This window comes from Bradyrhizobium acaciae (genome assembly GCF_020889785.1).
Classification (GTDB): Bacteria; Pseudomonadota; Alphaproteobacteria; order Rhizobiales; family Xanthobacteraceae; genus Bradyrhizobium; species Bradyrhizobium acaciae.
Window position 1 is genome coordinate 19,455 of record NZ_JACMYK010000010.1, and the last position, 19,346, is coordinate 38,800.

Below are 19,346 nucleotides of genomic sequence, written 5' to 3' on the forward strand. Positions count from 1 at the left end.
GCTCACGCCGGGATGTGCTACAGGACAGCGAGCCGGAGATCACAATGAATTCCACGACGGATCATCTCGAAAGCACCGCCGACCCGAAGTTACTCGAAATCCTGGTGTGCCCGATCACCAAGGGGCCGCTGGAATTCGACGCCGCGCGGCAGGAGCTGATCTCGCGCTCCGCAAGGCTCGCTTATCCGATACGGGACGGCATCCCGATCATGCTGCCCGAAGAGGCCCGCAAGATCGACTAGAGCATGATCCGGAAAAGTGTGAAGCGGTTTTCCGAAACGATCATGCTCCAATAAGAGGACTCCATGCGCGCCCTCGTCACATGGCTGCTGCTGTTCGTCTCGCTGGCGAGTGCGGCAGCCGACGAGAGCAGACTGCGCATCGGCGCCATCGACGCGGTGCTGACGGTCCCGCCCGACATCGCAAGGCCGCCGGTGGCGCTGCTGATCGCCGGCTCCGGCTCGACCGATCATGACGGCAACGGGCCGCAGCTCAAGCCGGCGACGCTCAGGAAACTTTCCGAGCAGCTGGCCGCACGCGGCATCGCGACGTTGCGTTACGACAAGCGTGGCGCGGGCGAATGGAAGAAGGAGTTCGGCCGTCCCGAGGACTTTCGCTTCAAGGACTTCGTCGGCGACGCCGCGGCGTTGATCGGCTATCTGCGCGGCAGCGGCAGGTTTTCTCATGTCGCGGTGGTCGGCCACAGCGAAGGCGGCCTGGTCGCGATCCTCGCCGCGCAGCGCGTGCCGGTCGACCGGCTGGTGCTGCTCGCAACAGCGGCGCGCAAGCAGGGCGACCTGTTGAAGGCGCAGCTTGCAAAGCAGCTGCCGCCGGACAAATTCGCGCCGATCGGCAAAGCCATCGACGACATCATGGCCGGACAGATCGTCGATCCGCCGCCGGCCGGGCTTGCGATCGCGCCTGCGCTCCAGCCCGCCATCACATCCGCTTTCACCGAGGATCCGATCGAGCCGATGCGCAAGATCACCGGGCCGACCCTGATCATCGCAGGCGGCCGCGATCATCAACTGGCGCGGCTCGACTTCCTCGCGCTCACCACCGCCGACATCGCCGCCAAATCCTTGTGGCTGCCGGACATGAATCACGTGCTGGTCGACGTCACCGACGCGGCGGACGACGTGGCGAGCTACGATGAGCCGGAGCGGCCGCTCGACCCAGACCTGATCGATGCCGTCGCGGCTTTCATTGCACCGAAGTGAGGGGTTACGGCACCACGCGGGTCTTACAGCGCCTCGCCCTTCAACAGCCGCGGCACTTCGCCTGACAGTCCGGCGGCCTGGCGGATGAACATGCTCTTCAGCGGCGGCGCGCGATCGACGAGGCCCAGGCCGATGTCACGCACGGTGCGCAGCAGCGTCGATTCGTTGGAGAACAGGAAGTTCAGCGAGTTGGTGGCAACGCCCATCGCCATGGTGTCGAAGCGCCGCCAGCGCTGATAGCGCTCGAGCACGTCGGCCTGCCCGAGATCCATGCCGAGCCGGGCCGCATCGACCACGACCTCGGCCAATGCCGCGACATCCTTCAGGCCCATGTTGAGTCCCTGCCCCGCGATCGGATGGATCACATGCGCGGCGTCGCCGATCAGCGCCAGCCGTTCGGCGATGAAGGAACGCGCAACGAAATAGCCGAGCGGAAACGCGCGCGGCTTGTCGAGCGCCTTGATCTCGCCGAGATGCAAACCAAAGCGCTGCTCCAGCTCGGCGTGGAATTCCGCCTCGCTCAGCGCCGTGATGCGCGCGGCGTCCTTGCGCGTCTCGGTCCACACCAGCGAGGAGCGGTTGCCGGTCAGCGGCAGGATCGCGAACGGACCTGCGGGCAGGAAATGTTCCTCGGCGCGGCCCTGATGCTCGCGCTCATGCCCGACCGTGACAACGATGCCGGATTGATCGTAGTCCCAGCCATGGGTCGCAATCCCGGCGCGCTCGCGCAGCTTCGAGCGTGCGCCGTCGGCGGCGACCAAGAGACTCGCATCGATATCGGTGCCGTCAGCCAAGGTGACGGCGACGTCATCGGGGCGCGAGGCGAAGCTCGACACCGCAGTGGCGCGCAGCTCGACGCCCTCGGCTTCGGCGCGCGCGGCCAGCGCATCGATCAGATAGCGGTTCTCCACCATATGGGCGAACGGCTCGCCGGGTTCGACATTGCCGGCGAAGGTCAGGAACACCGGACGCGTGGCGTCTTCCAGCTTGGAGTCGGTCACGACCATGTCTGATATCGCCTGCGCGCTCGGCGCCACCTGCCCCCAGACGCCGAGGGTCTCGAACAGCCGCCGGCAGGCCGCCACGATGGCGGTGGCGCGGGGATCGCGGCTCGGGCGCTGGCTCAGCGCCGGATCGGCCACGACGACAGGGATGTCCGGCCCAAGCCCCTGGCGCAATGCGACGGCCAGCGCCAGACCCGCAAACGCGCCCCCGCATATCACGATACTTCGTTGTGCCGGCATGCCTTTTCCTTACGCGCCTGACGCCATGAGACTGTGCTTGCTACCTGATAATAGCTGGGCGAAACAGGGGCAGAAACAAGAGCGGCCAGCCCCATTCGTCATTCCGGGGCGCGCGCAGCGCGAGCCCCGGAATGATGAAAGAGAGCACTTTGCGATGTCCAAGAGCCTGATCGACCTGCTGTCCATCCTCGACCTCGAGCAGCTCGAGGTGAATCTATTCCGCGGCAACAGCCCGAAGACGAGCTGGCAGCGCGTGTTCGGCGGCCAGGTGATCGGTCAGGCGATGGTCGCGGCCTGCCGCACCGTCGACGGCCGCCTGCCGCACTCGATCCATTGCTATTTCATCCTGCCCGGCGATCCGCAGATCCCGATCATCTACCAGGTCGAGCGGCTGCGCGACGGCAAGAGCTATTCGACCCGCCGGGTCACCGCGATCCAGCACGGCAATGCGATCTTCTCCATCATGGTCTCGTTCCACGCCGATGAAGAGAGCAACTTCAATCACCAGGAGAAGATGCCCGACGTGCCGCCGCCGGAGAAGCTGACCGCGGAGGAAGTGTCGAAGCAGCCGATGTTCAAGGAGATGCCGGAGTTCATCCGCCGCTACTACGAGAGCGACCGGCCGATCGAGCTGCGTCCGGTCGAGCTCGGCCGCTATTTCGGCCAGAAGATCGACGACGGCCGCATCCATGTCTGGATCCGCACCGCGGCGAAATTGCCCGACGATCCGGCGCTGCATCTGTGCGCGCTGGCCTATGCGTCGGATTTCTCGCTGCTCGATGCCGTGATGGCGCGCTACGGCCGCACCCTGTTCGACAAGCGCATGATGCCGGCGAGCCTCGATCACGCGATGTGGTTTCACCGCCCGTTCCGCGCCGACGAGTGGCTGCTCTACGCGCAGGATTCGCCGAGCGCGCAGTCAGGCCGTGGCCTGACCCGCGGCCTGATCTTCAAGCCCGACGGCACGCTGGTGGCGTCCGTCGCGCAAGAAGGCTCGGTGCGCCAGCGCAAATAGGCTCAGCTATTCGCGTACGCGCCGCGCTCGGTCAGCGCGAATTGCGAGACGATCCAGTTGCCGTACCAGCGCAGCACCCACGGGATCGGGATCAGGAAGGCGCAGCCGACCGAGAACACGATGGTTCGCCACAGCACCTCGAGCCCGGATGCGTTGAAGGTGACCTCGCGGCGCGTGCCTTCGACGTTGCGGCAGATCCAGCGCATCCACGCGGTCAGCACCCAGGCCCAGCCGATGATGGTGATCGCCGAAATCACCATCGCCAGGTACCAGCCGATATAGGCGAGCGGGCTGCCCTTGAACTCGATCGGCAGATCCTGGCCGCTCGAGCTGAGATGGCTGAAGATCCAGCGCACGATCATCCAGCTCAGGAAGCCTTGCAACACCAGCGAGAGCAGGGTCACGATGTTGCTGTTGGCCGCGCCGGCATAGGTCAGCAGACCGAGCACGATGAAGACGTACCAGATGTCGAGCGGCTGCCCGGTGAAGGCGAGATGCGGTCGGCCCGGCACGCGGATATAGGGAATCGCAAAGCGATACAGGGCGGTCGCGGTCCACGGCGCGGGGATGACGAAGATCTCGCCGATGAACATCAGCAGGCTGCGTCCGAACAGGCCCCAGATCGGGAAGTCGGCCGACAGTGCGCCCCCGCTGTAGCTTCCGGATGCCGCCACCGGCGGCGGTCCGCCGGCCTGCGGGAACGCCGGCGGCGCGCCCGCGCTCGGTACCAGGCCGGGAATCTCCCCGGCCTTCTGCCAGCCGGCCATGCCCTCGGTCCACACCAGGGTATCGGCCCCCACCATGCCTCGGGTGATCAGGTCGCGGAGCTGGGCTTCAGGCAGGGGGCCCTTTTGCTGCCCTTCGGATGCATAAAACCAGTTTCGGTTCGACATTTCTTGGTTTCCTCGGGGCGCGGGTGCACGCGCTGTGGCGAGAACGAGCCAGCAGGGCGCTGGCCGGGGCGGGAAAGCCATATTCTGGCGGAGGGTTGTCGTCTCGTACAGTGACGGAGTTCACGCGCTGCGTACGTTTTCCCCTTCAACCTGCAAGTTTTTTGTGCCATTTGCCCAGAAAGCTGCCAGATTTGGCGGGCGCGAAATGCCGGGGACGGCAAATTGCCGCGCCGGGGGCAGGCGCACTCGGAAAACCTCAACGGAATGAAGGCCTGAACCATGAAACTCGTCGTCGCGATCATCAAACCGTTCAAGCTCGATGAGGTGCGCCAGGCCCTGACCGCGATCGGCGTCCACGGCATGACGGTGACCGAGGTGAAGGGCTATGGCCGCCAGAAGGGCCATACCGAGATTTATCGCGGCGCCGAATATGTCGTGAACTTCCTGCCCAAGCTCAGGATCGAGATCGCCGTCGATTCCAGCCTCGCCGAGCAGGCGGTCAGCGTCATCACCCAGCACGCCCGCACCGGCCAGATCGGCGACGGCAAGATCTTCGTGACGCCGATCGACCACGCCCGGCGCATCCGCACCGGCGAGACCGACAACGACGCGCTCTGAGATCTATCGAGGTCGCACCGGCAACGACGCCGGCGCACGTCAAATCCACTCCAAATCCACGCCAAGAAACCACGACCGCCGGGGAATGATGATGGGGGCACGAGCTCTTCGTGCAGCGATATTAGCTGCGCCGATCACTGCTGCAATCCTGCTCGCGTGGGCCACGCCGGCCTTCGCGCAGGATTCGGCGGCCAATCCCGGCATCAATCCGGCCGACACCGCCTGGATGATCGTCGCCACCGCGCTGGTGCTGATGATGACGATCCCGGGGCTCGCGCTGTTCTACTCGGGCATGGTGCGCAAGAAGAACGTGCTGGCGACGATGGCGCAGAGCCTCACCGCCGTTGCGATCATTTCGATTCTCTGGGTCATCTTCGGCTATTCGCTGACCTTCGTCGGCAACGGTCCCTGGCTCGGCTCGCTCGACAGCTGGTTCCTGGCCGGGATCACGATGGACAGCGTCAATCCGGCGGCAAAGACCATCCCCGAAGCGCTGTTCATGCTGTACCAGATGACGTTTGCGATCATCACGGTGGCGCTGGTCGCAGGCTCGGTCGCCGACCGCATGCGGTTCTCCGCCTATGTGCTGTTCTCGATCGGCTGGTTCATCTTCGCCTATGTGCCGCTGGCGCATTGGGTGTGGGGCGGCGGCTTCCTCGCCTCGATGGGCGTGATGGATTTCGCCGGCGGCCTCGTCGTGCATCTCTCCGCCGGCATCAGCGGCCTCGTCGCGGCCAAGGTGATGGGCAACCGGCACGGCTACGGCCATGACAATCTTTCGCCGTTCGATCTGTCGCTCGCCGTGGTCGGCACCGGCCTGCTCTGGGTCGGCTGGTTCGGCTTCAACGGCGGCTCGGCGCTGGCGGCCAATTCACGCGCGGTGATGGCGATCACCGCCACCCATCTTGCGGCCTGCGCCGGCGCGCTGACCTGGGGCGCGATCGAATGGGCGACGCGGCGCAAGCCGTCGGTGCTCGGCATGATCTCGGGTGCGGTCGCAGGGCTCGGCACCATCACCCCGGCATCGGGCTTCGTCGCGCCATGGCACGGCATCGTCATCGGCATCATCGCCGGCCTGGTGTGCTTCTGGGCCTGCACCTGGCTGAAGCATCGCTTCAAGTATGACGACTCGCTCGACGTGTTCGGCGTGCACGGCATCGGCGGCCTGACCGGCACGCTGCTCGCAGGCGTGTTCGCCACCGCCGCGATCGGCGGCACCTCCGGCCTGCTCGAAGGCAATCCGCAGCAGCTCCTGATCCAGCTCTACGGCGTCGTGGTGACGCTGGTCTGGTGCGGCGGCGTCACCTTCGTGCTGCTCAAGCTGGTCTCTGCCTTCGTGCCCTTGCGGGTCTCGATGCAGCAGGAACTGGAAGGCCTCGACATCTCGCAGCACGGCGAGGCATTGCAGTAGCAGCGAGGGCGAATTCGTAAAACAACCCCATGCAAAGGACCCGCGCACCGCGACGTCACGCAGTACGGCGCCCGGACAGTTGGTGCTTGCACGATACATAAGCATGTGCTTATGTATCGGCATGGTCGATACCTACATCTTCAAGGCACTGGCCGATCCGACCCGTCGCAAGGTCTTCGAGAAGCTCGCCGGCGGCAGCCTCAACGCCAGCGCCCTGCGCGACGGATTGGAGATCAGCCAGCCGGCGATGTCGCAGCATCTGGCGGTTCTGCGCGCCGCAGGACTGGTGCGCGAGCAGCGGCAAGGCCGCTTCGTGAATTATGAGGTCGACCCGGACGGCATCGCGAGCATCGGGACCTGGCTTGCCCGCTACCGCGCCTATTGGCCGAAGCGCATCGAAGCGCTCTCCGACCTGCTGAAGGACATGGATCAATGAGCGACACAGTCGAGCCTGATGCGGACCCCGCCCTGGTGATCGAATATGAGCTCGACGCGCCGCCGGAAAAAGTATGGCGCGCCGTGACCATTCCAGCGCTGCGCGAACGCTGGCTGCCGGATTCCGATCTCGCCGGCGCCGAGCCTGAATCAACGATCACAGGCGAAGAGGTGCGCTACCGGCTGCGCGAGGCCGAGCCGCCGTTTCGCGAAAGCCATGTCACCTTCCGGATCGAGCCGAACGAGGCCGGCGGCACGAGGTTTCGCATCATCCAGCAAACCTGCGATATCAGGGAAAAACAGCCGCAACCGGCCAACAGCAACCGCCGCTGCCTGATGCGCGCGGCCTGATCGCAGACTTCATCACCCACTGAAACGTCATCACCTGCAGAGATGGAGGTCGCCGATGCGCGACATGATGCAACTCGTTCCCATGGTCGTCGAGCAATCGGCCCGCGGCGAACGTTCCTTCGACATCTACTCAAGGCTCTTGCGCGAACGCATCATCTTCCTCAACGGCGAGGTCAATGACGCGATGTCCGGACTGGTCTGCGCCCAGCTGCTGTTTCTCGAGGCGGAGAATCCGCACAAGCCGATCAACCTCTACATCAACTCCTATGGCGGCGTGGTCACCAGCGGGCTTGCGATGTACGACACCATGCAGTTCATCAAGGCGCCGGTACACACGCTGTGCATGGGCACTGCGCGCTCCATGGGCTCGTTCCTGCTGATGGCCGGCGAACCCGGTCACCGCGCCGCGCTGCCGAATGCGAGCCTGCATGTGCATCAGCCGCTCGGCGGCTTCCAGGGCCAGGCGTCCGACATCCTGATCCACGCCACCGAGATGCAGGAGACCAAGCGGCGCATCATCCGGCTGTACGCGCAGCATTGCCGACGCTCCGAGGCGGACGTCGAACGGACCTTGGACCGCGATCATTTCATGTCTGCGCAGCAGGCGATCGAATGGGGATTGGTCGACAAGGTCTTTGCGGCGCGCGACTCCGCCTAATGCCCCTGCACTACCTTATTTAAATACCTGCAACTGCACCGTTGCTGAGCAGAATTGTGTCCGGACCCTGACCTGCTCACGAATTGAGCCATTCTGATTAGATTTTAGGCGCGACGGAATAGCGCAGGGGCGCCTCGCTCCCGCAATGCGGGAAAACATCCGGATTCATAATCCATTAGCGAACTCCGGCCGGTTGGCACGGCATTTGATTCTAAGGGTCCCGGCTGTGCCCGCGTAGTGGAAGTCCTCCGCGTGGTGAACCTCAGTCGAAACTCCCGGTGCTCGCTCGCACCGGGCCCAAGCGGGGATAGGACTCATGAAAATTGTTATGGCGATCATTAAGCCATTCAAGCTGGAAGAGGTCCGTGACGCCCTGACCGCCATTGGCGTTCACGGTCTCACGGTGACGGAAGTCAAAGGCTACGGCCGTCAGAAGGGGCACACGGAAATCTATCGCGGCGCCGAATATGCCGTGAGCTTCCTGCCCAAGATCAAGATCGAAGTCGCAGTCAACTCCGATCAGGTCGACAAGACCATCGATGCCATCACCTCCGCCGCCAAGACCGGACAGATCGGCGACGGCAAGATCTTCGTCATCAGCCTCGAGCACGCCGTGCGCATCCGCACCGGCGAGGCCGATGCCGCGGCCCTTTGATTTCGCGCTCAAACCTTAAGACCTCAGGAGTGAAATAACATGACGTTCAAGCGTCCCTATGGCGCGGGACTGGCGGCCCTTGCAGTCGGCCTCTTCGCCGCGACCGCCGCCTACGCCGAGCCAACCGTCAACAAGGGCGACAACGCCTGGATGCTGACCTCGACGGTGCTGGTGCTGTTGATGACCATCCCCGGCCTCGCGCTGTTCTATGGCGGTCTCGTCCGCTCCAAGAACATGCTCTCGGTGCTGGCGCAGGTGTTCTACACGGTCTGCCTGGTCACCGTGCTCTGGGCCCTCTACGGCTACAGCCTCGCCTTCACCGGCGGCTCCGACTTCATCGGCGGCTTCTCCAAGGCCTTCCTGATGGGCGTCACCCCGGACTCGAAGGCAGCGACCTTCTCGGTCGACGCCAACATCTCGGAGCTCATCTATATGTGCTTCCAGATGACCTTCGCGGCGATCACGCCGGCCCTCATCGTCGGTGCCTTCGCCGAGCGCATGAAGTTCGCGGCGATCGCGCTGTTCATCCCGCTCTGGGTGACCCTGATCTACTTCCCGATCGCGCACATGGTCTGGTACTGGCCGGGCCCGGACGCGATCCAGGATGCGGCCAAGGCGCTCGCCGCTGCGGCTGACGGTGCGGCGAAGACCGCAGCGCAGGCCAAGCTCGACGAGATCAACGCCGACGCCGGCTGGATCTTCAAGAAGGGTGCGATCGACTTCGCCGGCGGCACCGTCGTGCACATCAACGCAGGCATCGCCGGCCTGGTCGGCGCGCTGCTGATCGGCAAGCGCACCGGCTACGGCAAGGAGCTGATGGCTCCGCACTCGCTGACCATGACCATGATCGGCGCCTCGCTGCTCTGGGTCGGCTGGTTCGGCTTCAACGCCGGTTCGAACCTCGAAGCCAATGGTGGCGCTGCGCTCGCCATGACCAACTCCTTCGTGGCGACCGCCGCGGCGGCGCTGGCCTGGATGTTCGCGGAATGGATCATCAAGGGCCATCCCTCGCTGCTCGGCGCGCTCTCGGGCGCGGTCGCAGGCCTCGTCGCGGTGACCCCGGCGGCCGGCTATGCCGGTCCGATGGGCGCCATCGTGCTCGGCCTCGTGGTCGGCGTGGTCTGCCTGTTCTTCTGCACGGTCGTGAAGAACGCGCTCGGCTATGACGACTCGCTCGATGTGTTCGGCGTCCACTGCGTCGGCGGCATCATCGGCGCGCTCGGCACCGGCATCCTGGTCAACCCGGCGCTCGGTGGCGCTGGCATCATCGACTACACCGCGATCCCGCCGAAGGTCGCCGACTATGACTTCACGGCGCAGATGATCTCGCAAGCCTGGGGCGTCTGCACCACGCTGGTGTGGTCCGGCATCGGTTCGGCGATCCTCTACAAGATCGTCGACGTGATCGTCGGCCTGCGCGCCAACGTCGAGACCGAGCGTGAAGGCCTCGACATCACCGAGCACACGGAGCGCGCCTACAACATGTAAGAGTTCTCCCGGGGAGCGACCTCCCCAAGCGGTCGTTCCCAGAACTACGGTCCGGGCACATACCCGGCAATGTCCGGGCCGTCGAGGGGCTCCAGCGCAAGTTGGAGCCCCTTTCTTTTTTCTGCGCTTGAGAAAATAATGTCGGAATAGCCTGCCATTGTAGAATGACAGGCTAAAAACAACGAAGCCGACAACAAAAACGGGAGGACGTCATGAAGGTGCAAGGCAGGTGCTATTGCGGCAACGTGCGCTATGAGGCCGAGGGCGAACCGATGATGGCGGCGCAATGCCTGTGCCGCGAATGCCAGTACATCACCGGGGGCGGGCCGAACATGTTCATGGCGATGCCGACCACCGGCTTCAAATACACCGCAAGCCAGCCCAAGCAGTTCACCCGCAAGGATCTCGACCGTGCCGTCACGCGCGAGTTCTGCCCGGAATGCGGCACGCATCTGGTGACCAAGGTGCCGGGCCTGCCCGCCACGATCCTGAAGGTCGGGACGTTCGACGACCCCAGCGTGTTCACCCCGCAGATGACGATCTACACCTGCGACAAGCAGACCTTCCACCATCTGCCCGAGGGCAAGCCGTCATTCGAGAAGCTGCCGGCGCGGTAGACGGCATACATCGCGTGCGTAGCCTGTCTTCTCCTTCCCCCTGAAAGGGGGAAGGCCGGGATGGGGGTCAGCCACGGGCGGCGCTGCAAACGGAGAGAGCAGATCCCCACCCGCTTTGCTCTGCCGAGCAAAGCGACCTCCCCTTTTCAAGGGGAGGTTAGGACCCGACGGTCACGCCGCGTCGCGCGCGTGCTCGACGCGGTCGCGGCCGTGGCGCTTGGCGGCGTAGAGCGCCTGATCGGCGGTTCGCAGCAGGCTGCCGAGATCGAAGCCGGCTTCCTTCACGGTGAAGCCGATGCTGATGGTCACAGGCAGCTGGGTCACGCCGTCGAGGATCGTCCGGCCTGCGCAATCGCGACGGATTTCCTCGGCGCCGTGCGCAGCCTGTTCCTGGCTCAGGCCCGTGACGACGGCTGCAAACTCCTCGCCGCCGTAGCGAGCGACCAATGCGCCATGCCGGGTTGCGAACTGGCGCAGCACGTCTGCGATCTCGACCAGAACCTTGTCGCCGATCTCATGTCCGTAGCGATCGTTGATCGCCTTGAAGTGATCGATGTCGCACATCAACATCGCGACCGTTGCGCCATCCGCCTGCGCTTGATCGAGCGCGGCGGCGGCCTCGGCGTCGAAGCCGCGGCGGTTCAACAGGCCGGTCAGCTGGTCGGTCTGCGAGATCTGCGCCAGTTCGCGGCGGGTCTGCGCGAGCGCCAGCATCAACATGCCGGCTCGCCAGGACATCGCGCCGCTGAGCGTGATCGAAATGAAGACACCGGCGGTGAGCCCGAACAGCTGCATCTGTCCGACCGTGATCGGCGCGGCCAGGTCGCGGCCGAATACCAGCATGCCGATGGTGAAGGACATCACCGCGGTCATGCCGGCGGCAATGACCATGATCCTGCCGGTGCGGCGCAGAACATCGCCGCGTGTCTCGATCCCTGCCATTTTAGTCTGCACGCCCTCGCAATTCGCGGCATCATTCGGTCGTGCTGTGTTGCGAATTGCTGAAGGGATTCGTGACGCGCGCGCTGGCCTTAATGACGGGTAAAGCGGATCGGTCGAATGCGTGACGATGTTCGGCTGAGCGCGGTCAGTCGATCAGGACCTCCTCGTCCGGCAGCTCGCTCGGCGCGCCGTCGCGCAAATAGCTTTCGAGGATGCCGGCGAGCGACAGCGGCGTGAGGCGCTCTTCCGCACCGGGCAGATCGGCGATCGGCCACCAGCGGAAGCAATCCAGCACCTTCGCTTCCGCCTCATCGGCCATGACGGGCGCGAATCGATCGGCGTGAACGATCCGGTACTCTTCCTTCTGGGAGATTCGCTGGCCGCCCCAATTGAAGATGTGATGCCGCCGCCAGACGGCGGGGCCGGGCACGAAATCGACCAGCCCCAATTCCTCGGCCAGTTCCCGCCGCAAGGTCGCTTCAGGCGTCTCGTCGCCCTCGATGCCGCCGCCGGGCGCGATCCAAAAACAGTCGCCGCCGTACGGCGGCCGAATCCGGATCAGCAGCACTTCGCGTTCGGCCGTAATGATGAGCGCCCTGACGGCGCGGCGGTGAAGCATGTCTCGGAGCAATTTGGTGCAATTTTCGCGGTTTTTCCGGAGCCAGCGCTGATATCACGGGCCGGCCGATCGCGCGCGCCGCCGATGGTTAATCGCGTCTTAACCTCGCCCTATCTATGGTGATTTGATCGGTTTACGGTCGGCGCCCCACCCCTCCGACCGCAGTGAAAGTGCTGGCATTTCAATCATGGCAATGACCGCCTCATCCGGCTTGGCGCAGGGCGCCGCCGATGCCGCATCCGCCGGCCAGGCCGAGCGTTCCCCATTCGTGCGGACGACCGAGCTGCTGGCGCCCTACCAACCGGCTAAGCCATTGATTACGCTGTCGGTCGGCGAGCCGCAGCACCCCGTGCCTGATTTCGTCGGGCCGGTGCTGGCGAGGCACACCGCCGAGTTCGGCCGCTACCCGATGGCCAAGGGCATCGAGCCGTTCCGCCGCGCGGCCGCGACCTGGCTGGCAACCCGGTTCAAATTGCCGCGTCCGGTCGATCCGGAGAGCGAGGTGATGGTGCTGAACGGCAGCCGCGAGGGGCTGTTCTTCGCCGCGATCACGGCGGCACGCTACGTCTCGCCGCGCAAGGGCCGGCCGGCGGTCCTGATGCCGAATCCGTTCTATCCGGCCTATGGCGCCGGCGCCCGCGCGGCCGGCTGCGAGCAGATCCATCTGCCGACCACGCTCGCCAACGGCTTCCTGCCCGACCTCGATTCGATCGACGAGGCGACGCTGGCGCGCACCGTCGCCTTCTTCATCGCCTCGCCGGCCAATCCGCAAGGCTCGGTCGCCTCGCGTGCCTATTTCACGAGGTTGAAGCAGCTCGCCGACCGCCACGGTTTCATGATCCTGAGCGACGAGTGCTATTCGGAGATCTACACCCGCGAAGCGCCGGGCAGCATGCTCGAATGCGCCGGACCCGACTTCACCAATGTGGTCGCGTTCCAGTCGCTGTCGAAGCGCTCGAACCTGCCGGGCATGCGCGTCGGCTTCGCCGCCGGCGACCGGAAGTTCCTCGCCGCATTCCTCGAGCTGCGCAATGTCGCCGCACCTCAGGTGCCGGTGCCGCTGCAACATGTCGCGGTCGCCGCCTATGGCGACGAGGCGCATGTCGAGGAGAACCGCAGGCTCTATCGCATCAAGTTCGATTTCGCAGACCAGATCCTCGGCAACCGCTACGGCTACAAGCGTCCCGCCGGCGGCTTCTGCGTCTGGCTCGACGTCTCCGACCGCGGCGGCGACGAGGCTACGACGGTGAAGCTGTATCGCGACGCCGGCGTTCGCGTGATTCCCGGCAGCTATCTGGCGCGCGAGCAGAACGACGGTTCCAATCCGGGCGCGGGCTATATCCGCCTCGCGCTGGTCTCCGACAGTGAATCGACGGCCGAGGCGATGCATCGCCTGGTCGAAACCCTGGGTTAATCGCGAAGCGCGAAGATTGAGTATGCCAGCGATCGAACGTGTCATCCCCCTGGTCGGCCATCTGCCGCTCTCGTTGCGCGAGGCGCTGGCGCGACGGTTGCGCGAGCTCACCGGACTCGGCCTGATCGCGCTGTCGGGCGCCATCACGGCTGCGCTGATGACCTGGTCGGTGCAGGATCCGTCGCTCAGTCACGCCACCTCGCGCGCGATCCGCAACGTGCTCGGCTATCCCGGCGCGATCGGCGCCGACCTCCTGATGCAGATCCTCGGCCTCGGCGCGATCATGCTGCTGCTGCCGGTCGCGGTCTGGGGCTGGCGGATGCTGACGCACCGTCCGTTCGACCGCGAAGCGCTGCGGCTCGGCTGCTGGATCCTGTGCACGGTGATCGCGGCGGGTTTCGCCAGCTGCTGGCCGCACAACACCGCATGGCCGCTGCCGACCGGACTCGGCGGCGTGGTCGGCGATGCGCTGCTGCGCGCACCCGCCGTGGTGTTCGGCCCGCCCGGTTTCATCTACCGCGTCGTGCTCGGCCTGATTCTGTTCGTCGCAATGGCGGCATGCTTCCTGTTCGCCTGCGGCTGGGGCGCCAAGGAGCAGGACGAGGAACTGACGCCGATCTCCGACGACGACGAGCCGTTCGTCGAGGAGGATGAGGACCGCAGCTCGGTCTCGCTCGGCTGGCTGTTCCACGCGCTGATGAGCGCCAAGGCCCGGCTCGGCTGGCTGTTCACCACCGCCTACAAATCGCTGGTGTCGAGCGGAGCGCAGGGCCGCAGCGCCGCATTCGAGCGCCAGGAGCCCAATATCAGCGGCGGCCGCGCGGCGCCCTCGATCGCGCCCGCGCATGACGATCACGACGAGGACGAAGACGAGGCTGAGGCCTTCGACGAGGAAGAAGAGGACGAGGAGGAGGAAGCTCCCGTCGCGCGCGCGCCACGCAAGAAGGCCGAGCCGAAGCCGAAGAAGAAGAATTCCGACAAGTTCGAGCTGCCGTCGGTCTCCGTGCTCAGCGCACCGAAGGCGAGCGATCGCCAGCCGCTGAGCAAGGCCGAGCTGGAGGCCAATTCGCGCTCGCTCGAAGGCGTGCTGCAGGACTTCGGCGTGCGCGGCGAGATCGTCAAGGCCAATCCGGGCCCGGTGGTCACGCTGTACGAGCTCGAGCCCGCGCCCGGCATCAAATCGTCGCGCGTGATCGGACTGTCCGACGACATTGCGCGTTCGATGAGCGCGCTGTCGGCCCGCGTCGCCGTGGTCGCCGGCCGCAACGCGATCGGCATCGAGCTGCCGAACGCGCATCGCGAGAAGGTCTATCTGCGCGAGCTCCTGGTCGCCAAGGAGAGCACCGAGTCAGTGGCAAAGCTGCCGCTGTGCCTCGGCAAGACGATCGGCGGCGATCCCGTGATCATCGACCTCGCGCGCACGCCGCATATGCTGATCGCCGGTACCACCGGCTCCGGCAAATCGGTCGCGATCAACACCATGATCCTGAGCCTGGTCTACCGGCTGCGCCCGGATCAGTGCCGCCTGATCATGGTCGATCCGAAGATGCTCGAACTCTCCGTCTATGACGGCATCCCGCATCTGCTGACGCCTGTCGTCACCGACCCGAAGAAGGCGGTGGTGGCGCTGAAATGGGCCGTGCGCGAGATGGAAGAGCGCTACAAGCGGATGGCCAAGCTCGGCGTGCGCAACATCGACGGCTACAACCAACGCCTCGTCGAAGCCAAGGCCAAGGGCGAAGAGCTGACGCGCACCGTGCACACCGGTTTCGACAAGGAGACCGGCAAGGCGATCTACGAGGAAGAGAAGCTCGACCTCGAGCCGCTGCCCTACATCGTCATCATCGTCGACGAAATGGCGGACCTGATGATGGTCGCCGGCAAGGACATCGAAGGCGCGGTGCAGCGCCTCGCGCAGATGGCGCGCGCCGCCGGCCTGCATGTGATCCTCGCCACACAGCGTCCATCGGTCGACGTCATCACCGGCACAATCAAGGCGAACTTCCCGACCCGCATCGCCTTCCAGGTGACGTCGAAGATCGACAGCCGCACCATCCTGGGCGAGATGGGCGCCGAGCAGCTGCTCGGCCAGGGCGACATGCTCTACATGGCCGGCGGCGGCCGCATCAGCCGCGTCCATGGCCCGTTTGCCTCCGACGAGGAAGTCGAGAAGGTGGTGCGCCACCTCAAGACGCAGGGACAGCCGGAATATCTCGAAGCCGTCACCGCGGAAGAGCCGACCGACGAGGACGGCGCCGTGTTCGATGCCACCGGCATGGGTGGCGACGGCGGCGGCGATCTGTTCACGCAGGCGGTTGCGATCGTCAAGCGCGACCGCAAGGCTTCGACCTCCTACATCCAGCGCCGGCTGCAGATCGGCTACAACCGCGCCGCCTCGCTGATGGAGCGGATGGAACTGGAGGGCATCGTCGGCCCGGCGAATCACGCCGGAAAGCGCGAAATCCTGGTCGGGGAGGAAGAAGGCCAGTTCTGATCGGGGGCGATCATCACGGAAAAACCATATCTCCCTCGGAAGAGGCGGGATAAAATCCGGCCAAGCGGGACGAGCGTCGAACAGAGACCTGAATATCTGATGGCAAAACAACTTATTGACCGCGGCGCGCGCACTGCGCTGGCTCTTCTCGTCACCGCCGCGATCGCCGGCGGCGCGACTGCGCAGAATGCCCCGCCGCCGAAGCCCGCCGCCCCTAAGGCTGCGCCGAAGGCCAAGGACGCTGCGAAGGACGCCGGCGCTCAGAGCAATGCCGACAAGGGCCCGACCACCACAGGCGCCACCCAGGCACCGCCGAACCCGGTGATTCCCGATCCGCGCCGCAACGTCCCCGCCAACATCTTCCAGACCTTCGACGCCAACCAGAAGGCGCAGGCCGCCAAGGTCTCGGCCTATCTGTCGTCGCTGCAAACCCTGGTCGGGAATTTCGTTCAGGTCGGCCCCGACGGCACCAAGACCAAAGGCGATTTCTACATTCAGAAGCCGGGCAAGCTGCGCTTCGAATATGACGACCCGAGCACCATCGAAGTGATCGCCGACGGCTCGTCGGTCGCGGTGCGCGACCGCAGGCTCGCGACGCAAGACGTCTATCCGCTGTCGCAGACCCCGCTGCGCTATCTGCTGTCGGACCGCATCGACCTGATGAAGGACACCAACGTCATCAGCGTCACGGCCGACGACGTGTTCGTCAGCATCACGATCGAGGAGAAGCAGGCGCTGGTCGGCACCAGCCGCTTCCTGCTGATGATCGGCGCCAAGGACGGCAAGCTCAAGCAGTGGACCGTCACCGATCCGCAGGGCTACGACACGACGGTAGCCGTCTACAATCTCGACGCGACGCAGAAGCCCGACCCGGGGCTGTTCAAGATCGACTTCACGACCTATCCCGGCACCTCGCCGGGCTAAGCGAGATGCCGTAGGGCGGGTTAGCCGAAGGCGTAACCCGCCATTCCCTCCGCGCAAGCATGGCGGGTTACGCTGCGCTAACCCACCCTACGCACCGTTGCTTGTGGACAACGCGCCGATCCGCCGCGAGAACCGTGCTAAGAGGCGGTTCTCATGCGGTTCTCCGTCACCACCTGGAACATCAACTCGGTGCGCCTGCGCATCGACATCGTCGCCAAGTTCCTGAAGAGCGCGCGGCCGGATGTGCTGTGCCTGCAGGAAACCAAATGCATCGACGACGCGTTTCCGCTGAAGCGCTTCAAGCGGCTCGGCTATGAGCACGTCGCGCTGAACGGACAGAAGGGCTATCACGGCGTCGCCATCGTCTCGCGGCTGCCGTTCGAGACTACCGGCGTCAGGACGTTCTGCGACAAGATCGACTCGCGGCACATCTCGGTTTCGTTCGGCGAAAAGGCGCAGCTTTCAAAACCGCTGGTGCTGCATAATTTCTACGTGCCGGCCGGCGGCGACATTCCCGATCCCGCGCTCAACCCGAAGTTCGAGCACAAGCTGCAATTCCTCGACGAGATGAAGGCTTGCGAACCGCTGCATCCGCGCGGCGACGACCGCCACATCCTGGTCGGCGACCTCAACGTCGCGCCGCACGAGAACGACGTGTGGTCGCACAAGCAGCTGTTGAAGGTCGTCTCGCATACGCCGGTCGAGACCGAGAAGCTGCTCGCAGCGCAAGCGCATGGCGAATGGTTCGACATCGCGCGCGAGCGGATCCCGATGTCGGAAAAGGTCTACACCTGGTGGAGCTACCGCGCCGCGGACTGGACCGTCGGCGACCGCGGCCGCCGGCTCGATCACATCTGGGTCTCGCGCGCGCTGAAGGATCACGTCAGCGACTTCAAGATCACCCGCGACGCCCGCAGCTGGGAGCGCCCGTCGGATCACGTGCCGGTCACGGCGGTGATGGAGGTTTAATCTACGGCTAAAGACCAATGTGATCCGTCACCCTGAGGAGCGCGAAGCGCGTCTCGAAGGGTCGACGGCCACGAGCCCGGCCGTGCATCCTTCGAGGCTCGCTCCGCTCGCACCTCAGGCTGACGGATTACGGATGTGTCTCAGCGGCGAGAGCTACGTACTCAGCTTGCCGCCCGCCATCAGAATATCGCTCGCGAGCTGGCTGGTGCGCAGCGCGAGCTCGTCGCGCAGGCGGCGGGCTGCGGCCGGATCGCTTTCCAGCACGCGCTGGAACAGGCTGCGCGCGACGCGAATCACCGAACCGCGCTCCAGTGCGGTCGCGGTCGAGGGCCGCTTCATCGCGACGATCAATGCGAGTTCGCCGATCAGCGCGCCGGGGCCCGCGATGACCTCGGCGCCGCCTTCCTCGACGCGGAAGGTGCCGCGCTGCACGACATAGCCGGCGTCCGCAGTGTCGCCGGTCTTGAACAGCACCTCGCCTGCGTTGAAATCGCGTTGCTCGGAGCCGATCGCCAGCATGCGCAAGGAGCTGTCGCCCAACAGACGCATCGTCGGGACCCGCTCGAGCAGGGCTACGTCATCATCGATCGACATTCAGGGCCGGTAACCGCGGTGCGCCTCGATTTCACGAATCGTTGAGCGCGAAGCGTATCACGGCACCAGCTTGTAGCCACCGGCTTCCGTGACCAGGATTTCCGGGTTAGCGGCGTCCTTCTCGATCTTCTGGCGGAGGCGATAGATGTGGGTTTCCAACGTGTGGGTGGTGACGCCGGAATTGTAGCCCCAGACTTCCTGGAGCAGGGTCTCGCGCGACACCGGCATCTGGCCGGCGCGGTAGAGGAAGCGCAGGATCGCGGTTTCCTTTTCGGTCAGCCGCACCTTGCGGGCATTGGCGCCGGTGAGCATCTTGGAGCCGGGCCGGAACGAGTAGGGGCCGACCGAGAACACCGCGTCCTCGCTGGCCTCATGCTGGCGCAGCTGCGCCCGGATTCGGGCCAGCAGCACCGCGAAGCGGAACGGCTTGGCGACATAATCGTTGGCACCGCTTTCCAGGCCGAGGATCGTATCGGAATCGGTGTCGTGGCCGGTCAGCATGATGATCGGGGCCTTGAAGCCGCCCTTGCGAAGCGAGCGGACCACTTCGCGGCCGTCGGTGTCGGGCAGGCCGACGTCCATCAAGACCAGATCGGGGGAATTGGCTTTGGCGGCAGTGGCGCCCTTGGCGCCGGTATCGACTGCCGAGGCTTCGAATTCCTCGTGCAGGGACAGCTGCTCGACCAGCGTATCGCGCAGATCGGTATCGTCATCCACGATCAAGATCTTGCGGGCATTGGCCATAGGTACAATCCTTCGGGGGCGGGGCGGTCAGAAGCGGAGGG

21 protein-coding genes are annotated in these 19,346 nt (G+C 65.1%); 15 read left to right on the forward strand and 6 right to left on the reverse strand.

All coding sequences use genetic code 11. The annotated features are described in order from the left end of the window. Positions 1-44: 44 nt before the first annotated feature. Together H8A92_RS07100 and H8A92_RS07105 are read left to right on the forward strand one after the other, a co-directional pair. On the forward strand, positions 45-242 hold the full coding sequence (locus H8A92_RS07100; RefSeq protein WP_163162999.1) for a Trm112 family protein: 198 nt from the start codon (positions 45-47) through the stop codon (positions 240-242). Between the two features lie 63 nt (positions 243-305). Continuing rightward, on the forward strand, positions 306-1,220 hold the full coding sequence (locus H8A92_RS07105; RefSeq protein ID WP_229195118.1) for an alpha/beta hydrolase family protein: 915 nt from the start codon (positions 306-308) through the stop codon (positions 1,218-1,220). A 23-nt stretch (positions 1,221-1,243) separates the two neighbouring features. Here the strand turns inward: H8A92_RS07105 and H8A92_RS07110 are convergent, their stop codons facing one another. Next, the gene (locus tag H8A92_RS07110) at positions 1,244-2,464 is read right to left on the reverse strand and encodes a ubiquinone biosynthesis hydroxylase (protein WP_229195119.1); all 1,221 of its coding nucleotides are present in this window, start codon (positions 2,462-2,464) and stop codon (positions 1,244-1,246) included. 154 nt (positions 2,465-2,618) lie between these two features. On the opposite strand from H8A92_RS07110, the gene tesB reads away from it, so the two are divergent. After that, complete coding sequence (tesB, locus tag H8A92_RS07115; protein WP_229195120.1) at positions 2,619-3,479, forward strand: acyl-CoA thioesterase II; 861 nt, start codon at positions 2,619-2,621, stop codon at positions 3,477-3,479. 2 nt (positions 3,480-3,481) lie between these two features. Here the strand turns inward: tesB and H8A92_RS07120 are convergent, their stop codons facing one another. Then, the gene (locus tag H8A92_RS07120; RefSeq protein ID WP_229195121.1) at positions 3,482-4,372 is read right to left on the reverse strand and encodes a DUF4339 domain-containing protein; all 891 of its coding nucleotides are present in this window, start codon (positions 4,370-4,372) and stop codon (positions 3,482-3,484) included. A 279-nt stretch (positions 4,373-4,651) separates the two neighbouring features. Here H8A92_RS07120 and H8A92_RS07125 point away from each other — a divergent pair, with 279 nt between their 5' ends. From H8A92_RS07125 to H8A92_RS07160, 8 genes are all read left to right on the forward strand, one after another. Next, positions 4,652-4,990, forward strand: coding sequence for a P-II family nitrogen regulator (locus H8A92_RS07125; RefSeq protein WP_229195122.1), 339 nt, complete (start codon positions 4,652-4,654; stop codon positions 4,988-4,990). A gap of 91 nt (positions 4,991-5,081) precedes the next feature. Next, positions 5,082-6,401: an ammonium transporter gene (locus H8A92_RS07130; RefSeq protein WP_229195123.1), complete on the forward strand. Its 1,320-nt coding sequence runs from the start codon at positions 5,082-5,084 to the stop codon at positions 6,399-6,401. A gap of 121 nt (positions 6,402-6,522) precedes the next feature. After that, positions 6,523-6,837 (forward strand): ArsR/SmtB family transcription factor, encoded by a 315-nt coding sequence (locus H8A92_RS07135; protein ID WP_229195195.1) that lies wholly within the window; start codon positions 6,523-6,525, stop codon positions 6,835-6,837. Beyond that, positions 6,834-7,187, forward strand: a complete 354-nt coding sequence (locus H8A92_RS07140) for an SRPBCC family protein (protein WP_229195124.1) — start codon at positions 6,834-6,836, stop codon at positions 7,185-7,187. The genes H8A92_RS07135 and H8A92_RS07140 overlap by 4 nt, the downstream gene beginning before the upstream one ends. A 55-nt stretch (positions 7,188-7,242) precedes the next feature. Then, complete coding sequence (locus H8A92_RS07145; RefSeq protein WP_229195125.1) at positions 7,243-7,845, forward strand: ATP-dependent Clp protease proteolytic subunit; 603 nt, start codon at positions 7,243-7,245, stop codon at positions 7,843-7,845. A 316-nt stretch (positions 7,846-8,161) separates the two neighbouring features. Further along, positions 8,162-8,500, forward strand: coding sequence for a P-II family nitrogen regulator (locus tag H8A92_RS07150; protein WP_024583097.1), 339 nt, complete (start codon positions 8,162-8,164; stop codon positions 8,498-8,500). Between the two features lie 39 nt (positions 8,501-8,539). Beyond that, positions 8,540-9,988: an ammonium transporter gene (locus H8A92_RS07155; protein WP_163159910.1), complete on the forward strand. Its 1,449-nt coding sequence runs from the start codon at positions 8,540-8,542 to the stop codon at positions 9,986-9,988. 212 nt (positions 9,989-10,200) lie between these two features. Then, positions 10,201-10,605 carry a GFA family protein gene (locus H8A92_RS07160; protein ID WP_163159909.1) on the forward strand — a complete coding sequence of 135 codons (405 nt, stop codon included), beginning with the start codon at positions 10,201-10,203 and terminating at the stop codon, positions 10,603-10,605. A 171-nt stretch (positions 10,606-10,776) separates the two neighbouring features. On the opposite strand, the gene H8A92_RS07165 is transcribed toward H8A92_RS07160, so the two are convergent. Together H8A92_RS07165 and H8A92_RS07170 are read right to left on the reverse strand one after the other, a co-directional pair. Next, entirely contained in the window at positions 10,777-11,547 is a 771-nt protein-coding gene (locus H8A92_RS07165) for a GGDEF domain-containing protein (protein ID WP_229195126.1), read from the reverse strand. Positions 11,548-11,692: 145 nt separating this feature from the next. Further along, entirely contained in the window at positions 11,693-12,166 is a 474-nt protein-coding gene (locus H8A92_RS07170) for an NUDIX domain-containing protein (RefSeq protein ID WP_233285343.1), read from the reverse strand. A gap of 187 nt (positions 12,167-12,353) precedes the next feature. Between H8A92_RS07170 and H8A92_RS07175 the strand changes: the two genes are divergently transcribed. The 4 genes from H8A92_RS07175 to H8A92_RS07190 all read left to right on the forward strand — a co-directional run bounded on the left by H8A92_RS07175 (position 12,354) and on the right by H8A92_RS07190 (position 17,967). Further along, positions 12,354-13,580: an aminotransferase class I/II-fold pyridoxal phosphate-dependent enzyme gene (locus H8A92_RS07175; protein ID WP_229195128.1), complete on the forward strand. Its 1,227-nt coding sequence runs from the start codon at positions 12,354-12,356 to the stop codon at positions 13,578-13,580. Positions 13,581-13,596: 16 nt separating this feature from the next. Beyond that, positions 13,597-16,074, forward strand: coding sequence for a DNA translocase FtsK (locus tag H8A92_RS07180; protein ID WP_229195129.1), 2,478 nt, complete (start codon positions 13,597-13,599; stop codon positions 16,072-16,074). A gap of 99 nt (positions 16,075-16,173) precedes the next feature. After that, complete coding sequence (locus H8A92_RS07185; protein ID WP_229195130.1) at positions 16,174-16,998, forward strand: outer membrane lipoprotein carrier protein LolA; 825 nt, start codon at positions 16,174-16,176, stop codon at positions 16,996-16,998. A 153-nt stretch (positions 16,999-17,151) separates the two neighbouring features. Further along, the gene (locus tag H8A92_RS07190; protein WP_229195131.1) at positions 17,152-17,967 is read left to right on the forward strand and encodes an exodeoxyribonuclease III; all 816 of its coding nucleotides are present in this window, start codon (positions 17,152-17,154) and stop codon (positions 17,965-17,967) included. Positions 17,968-18,120: 153 nt separating this feature from the next. Here the strand turns inward: H8A92_RS07190 and H8A92_RS07195 are convergent, their stop codons facing one another. After that, entirely contained in the window at positions 18,121-18,561 is a 441-nt protein-coding gene (locus H8A92_RS07195; RefSeq protein ID WP_229187670.1) for a Crp/Fnr family transcriptional regulator, read from the reverse strand. Between the two features lie 57 nt (positions 18,562-18,618). Next, a complete protein-coding gene (locus tag H8A92_RS07200) occupies positions 18,619-19,305 on the reverse strand; it encodes a response regulator transcription factor (protein ID WP_016841446.1) in 687 nt (228 codons plus the stop codon). Positions 19,306-19,346: the final 41 nt, after the last annotated feature.

What these genes read in the sequence shown, in the direction of transcription:
- tesB (WP_229195120.1), top strand. Translation starts at nt 2,619, where the DNA reads ATGTCCAAGAGCCTGATCGACCTGCTGTCCATCCTCGACCTCGAGCAG.
- H8A92_RS07155 (WP_163159910.1), top strand. Translation starts at nt 8,540, where the DNA reads ATGACGTTCAAGCGTCCCTATGGCGCGGGACTGGCGGCCCTTGCAGTC.
- H8A92_RS07195 (WP_229187670.1), bottom strand. Translation starts at nt 18,561, where the DNA reads ATGTCGATCGATGATGACGTAGCCCTGCTCGAGCGGGTCCCGACGATG.
- H8A92_RS07140 (WP_229195124.1), top strand. Translation starts at nt 6,834, where the DNA reads ATGAGCGACACAGTCGAGCCTGATGCGGACCCCGCCCTGGTGATCGAA.
- H8A92_RS07200 (WP_016841446.1), bottom strand. Translation starts at nt 19,305, where the DNA reads ATGGCCAATGCCCGCAAGATCTTGATCGTGGATGACGATACCGATCTG.
- H8A92_RS07100 (WP_163162999.1), top strand. Translation starts at nt 45, where the DNA reads ATGAATTCCACGACGGATCATCTCGAAAGCACCGCCGACCCGAAGTTA.
- H8A92_RS07150 (WP_024583097.1), top strand. Translation starts at nt 8,162, where the DNA reads ATGAAAATTGTTATGGCGATCATTAAGCCATTCAAGCTGGAAGAGGTC.
- H8A92_RS07185 (WP_229195130.1), top strand. Translation starts at nt 16,174, where the DNA reads ATGGCAAAACAACTTATTGACCGCGGCGCGCGCACTGCGCTGGCTCTT.
- H8A92_RS07165 (WP_229195126.1), bottom strand. Translation starts at nt 11,547, where the DNA reads ATGGCAGGGATCGAGACACGCGGCGATGTTCTGCGCCGCACCGGCAGG.
- H8A92_RS07175 (WP_229195128.1), top strand. Translation starts at nt 12,354, where the DNA reads ATGGCAATGACCGCCTCATCCGGCTTGGCGCAGGGCGCCGCCGATGCC.
- H8A92_RS07135 (WP_229195195.1), top strand. Translation starts at nt 6,523, where the DNA reads ATGGTCGATACCTACATCTTCAAGGCACTGGCCGATCCGACCCGTCGC.
- H8A92_RS07125 (WP_229195122.1), top strand. Translation starts at nt 4,652, where the DNA reads ATGAAACTCGTCGTCGCGATCATCAAACCGTTCAAGCTCGATGAGGTG.
- H8A92_RS07160 (WP_163159909.1), top strand. Translation starts at nt 10,201, where the DNA reads ATGAAGGTGCAAGGCAGGTGCTATTGCGGCAACGTGCGCTATGAGGCC.
- H8A92_RS07120 (WP_229195121.1), bottom strand. Translation starts at nt 4,372, where the DNA reads ATGTCGAACCGAAACTGGTTTTATGCATCCGAAGGGCAGCAAAAGGGC.
- H8A92_RS07105 (WP_229195118.1), top strand. Translation starts at nt 306, where the DNA reads ATGCGCGCCCTCGTCACATGGCTGCTGCTGTTCGTCTCGCTGGCGAGT.
- H8A92_RS07145 (WP_229195125.1), top strand. Translation starts at nt 7,243, where the DNA reads ATGCGCGACATGATGCAACTCGTTCCCATGGTCGTCGAGCAATCGGCC.
- H8A92_RS07170 (WP_233285343.1), bottom strand. Translation starts at nt 12,166, where the DNA reads ATGCTTCACCGCCGCGCCGTCAGGGCGCTCATCATTACGGCCGAACGC.
- H8A92_RS07110 (WP_229195119.1), bottom strand. Translation starts at nt 2,464, where the DNA reads ATGCCGGCACAACGAAGTATCGTGATATGCGGGGGCGCGTTTGCGGGT.
- H8A92_RS07190 (WP_229195131.1), top strand. Translation starts at nt 17,152, where the DNA reads ATGCGGTTCTCCGTCACCACCTGGAACATCAACTCGGTGCGCCTGCGC.
- H8A92_RS07130 (WP_229195123.1), top strand. Translation starts at nt 5,082, where the DNA reads ATGGGGGCACGAGCTCTTCGTGCAGCGATATTAGCTGCGCCGATCACT.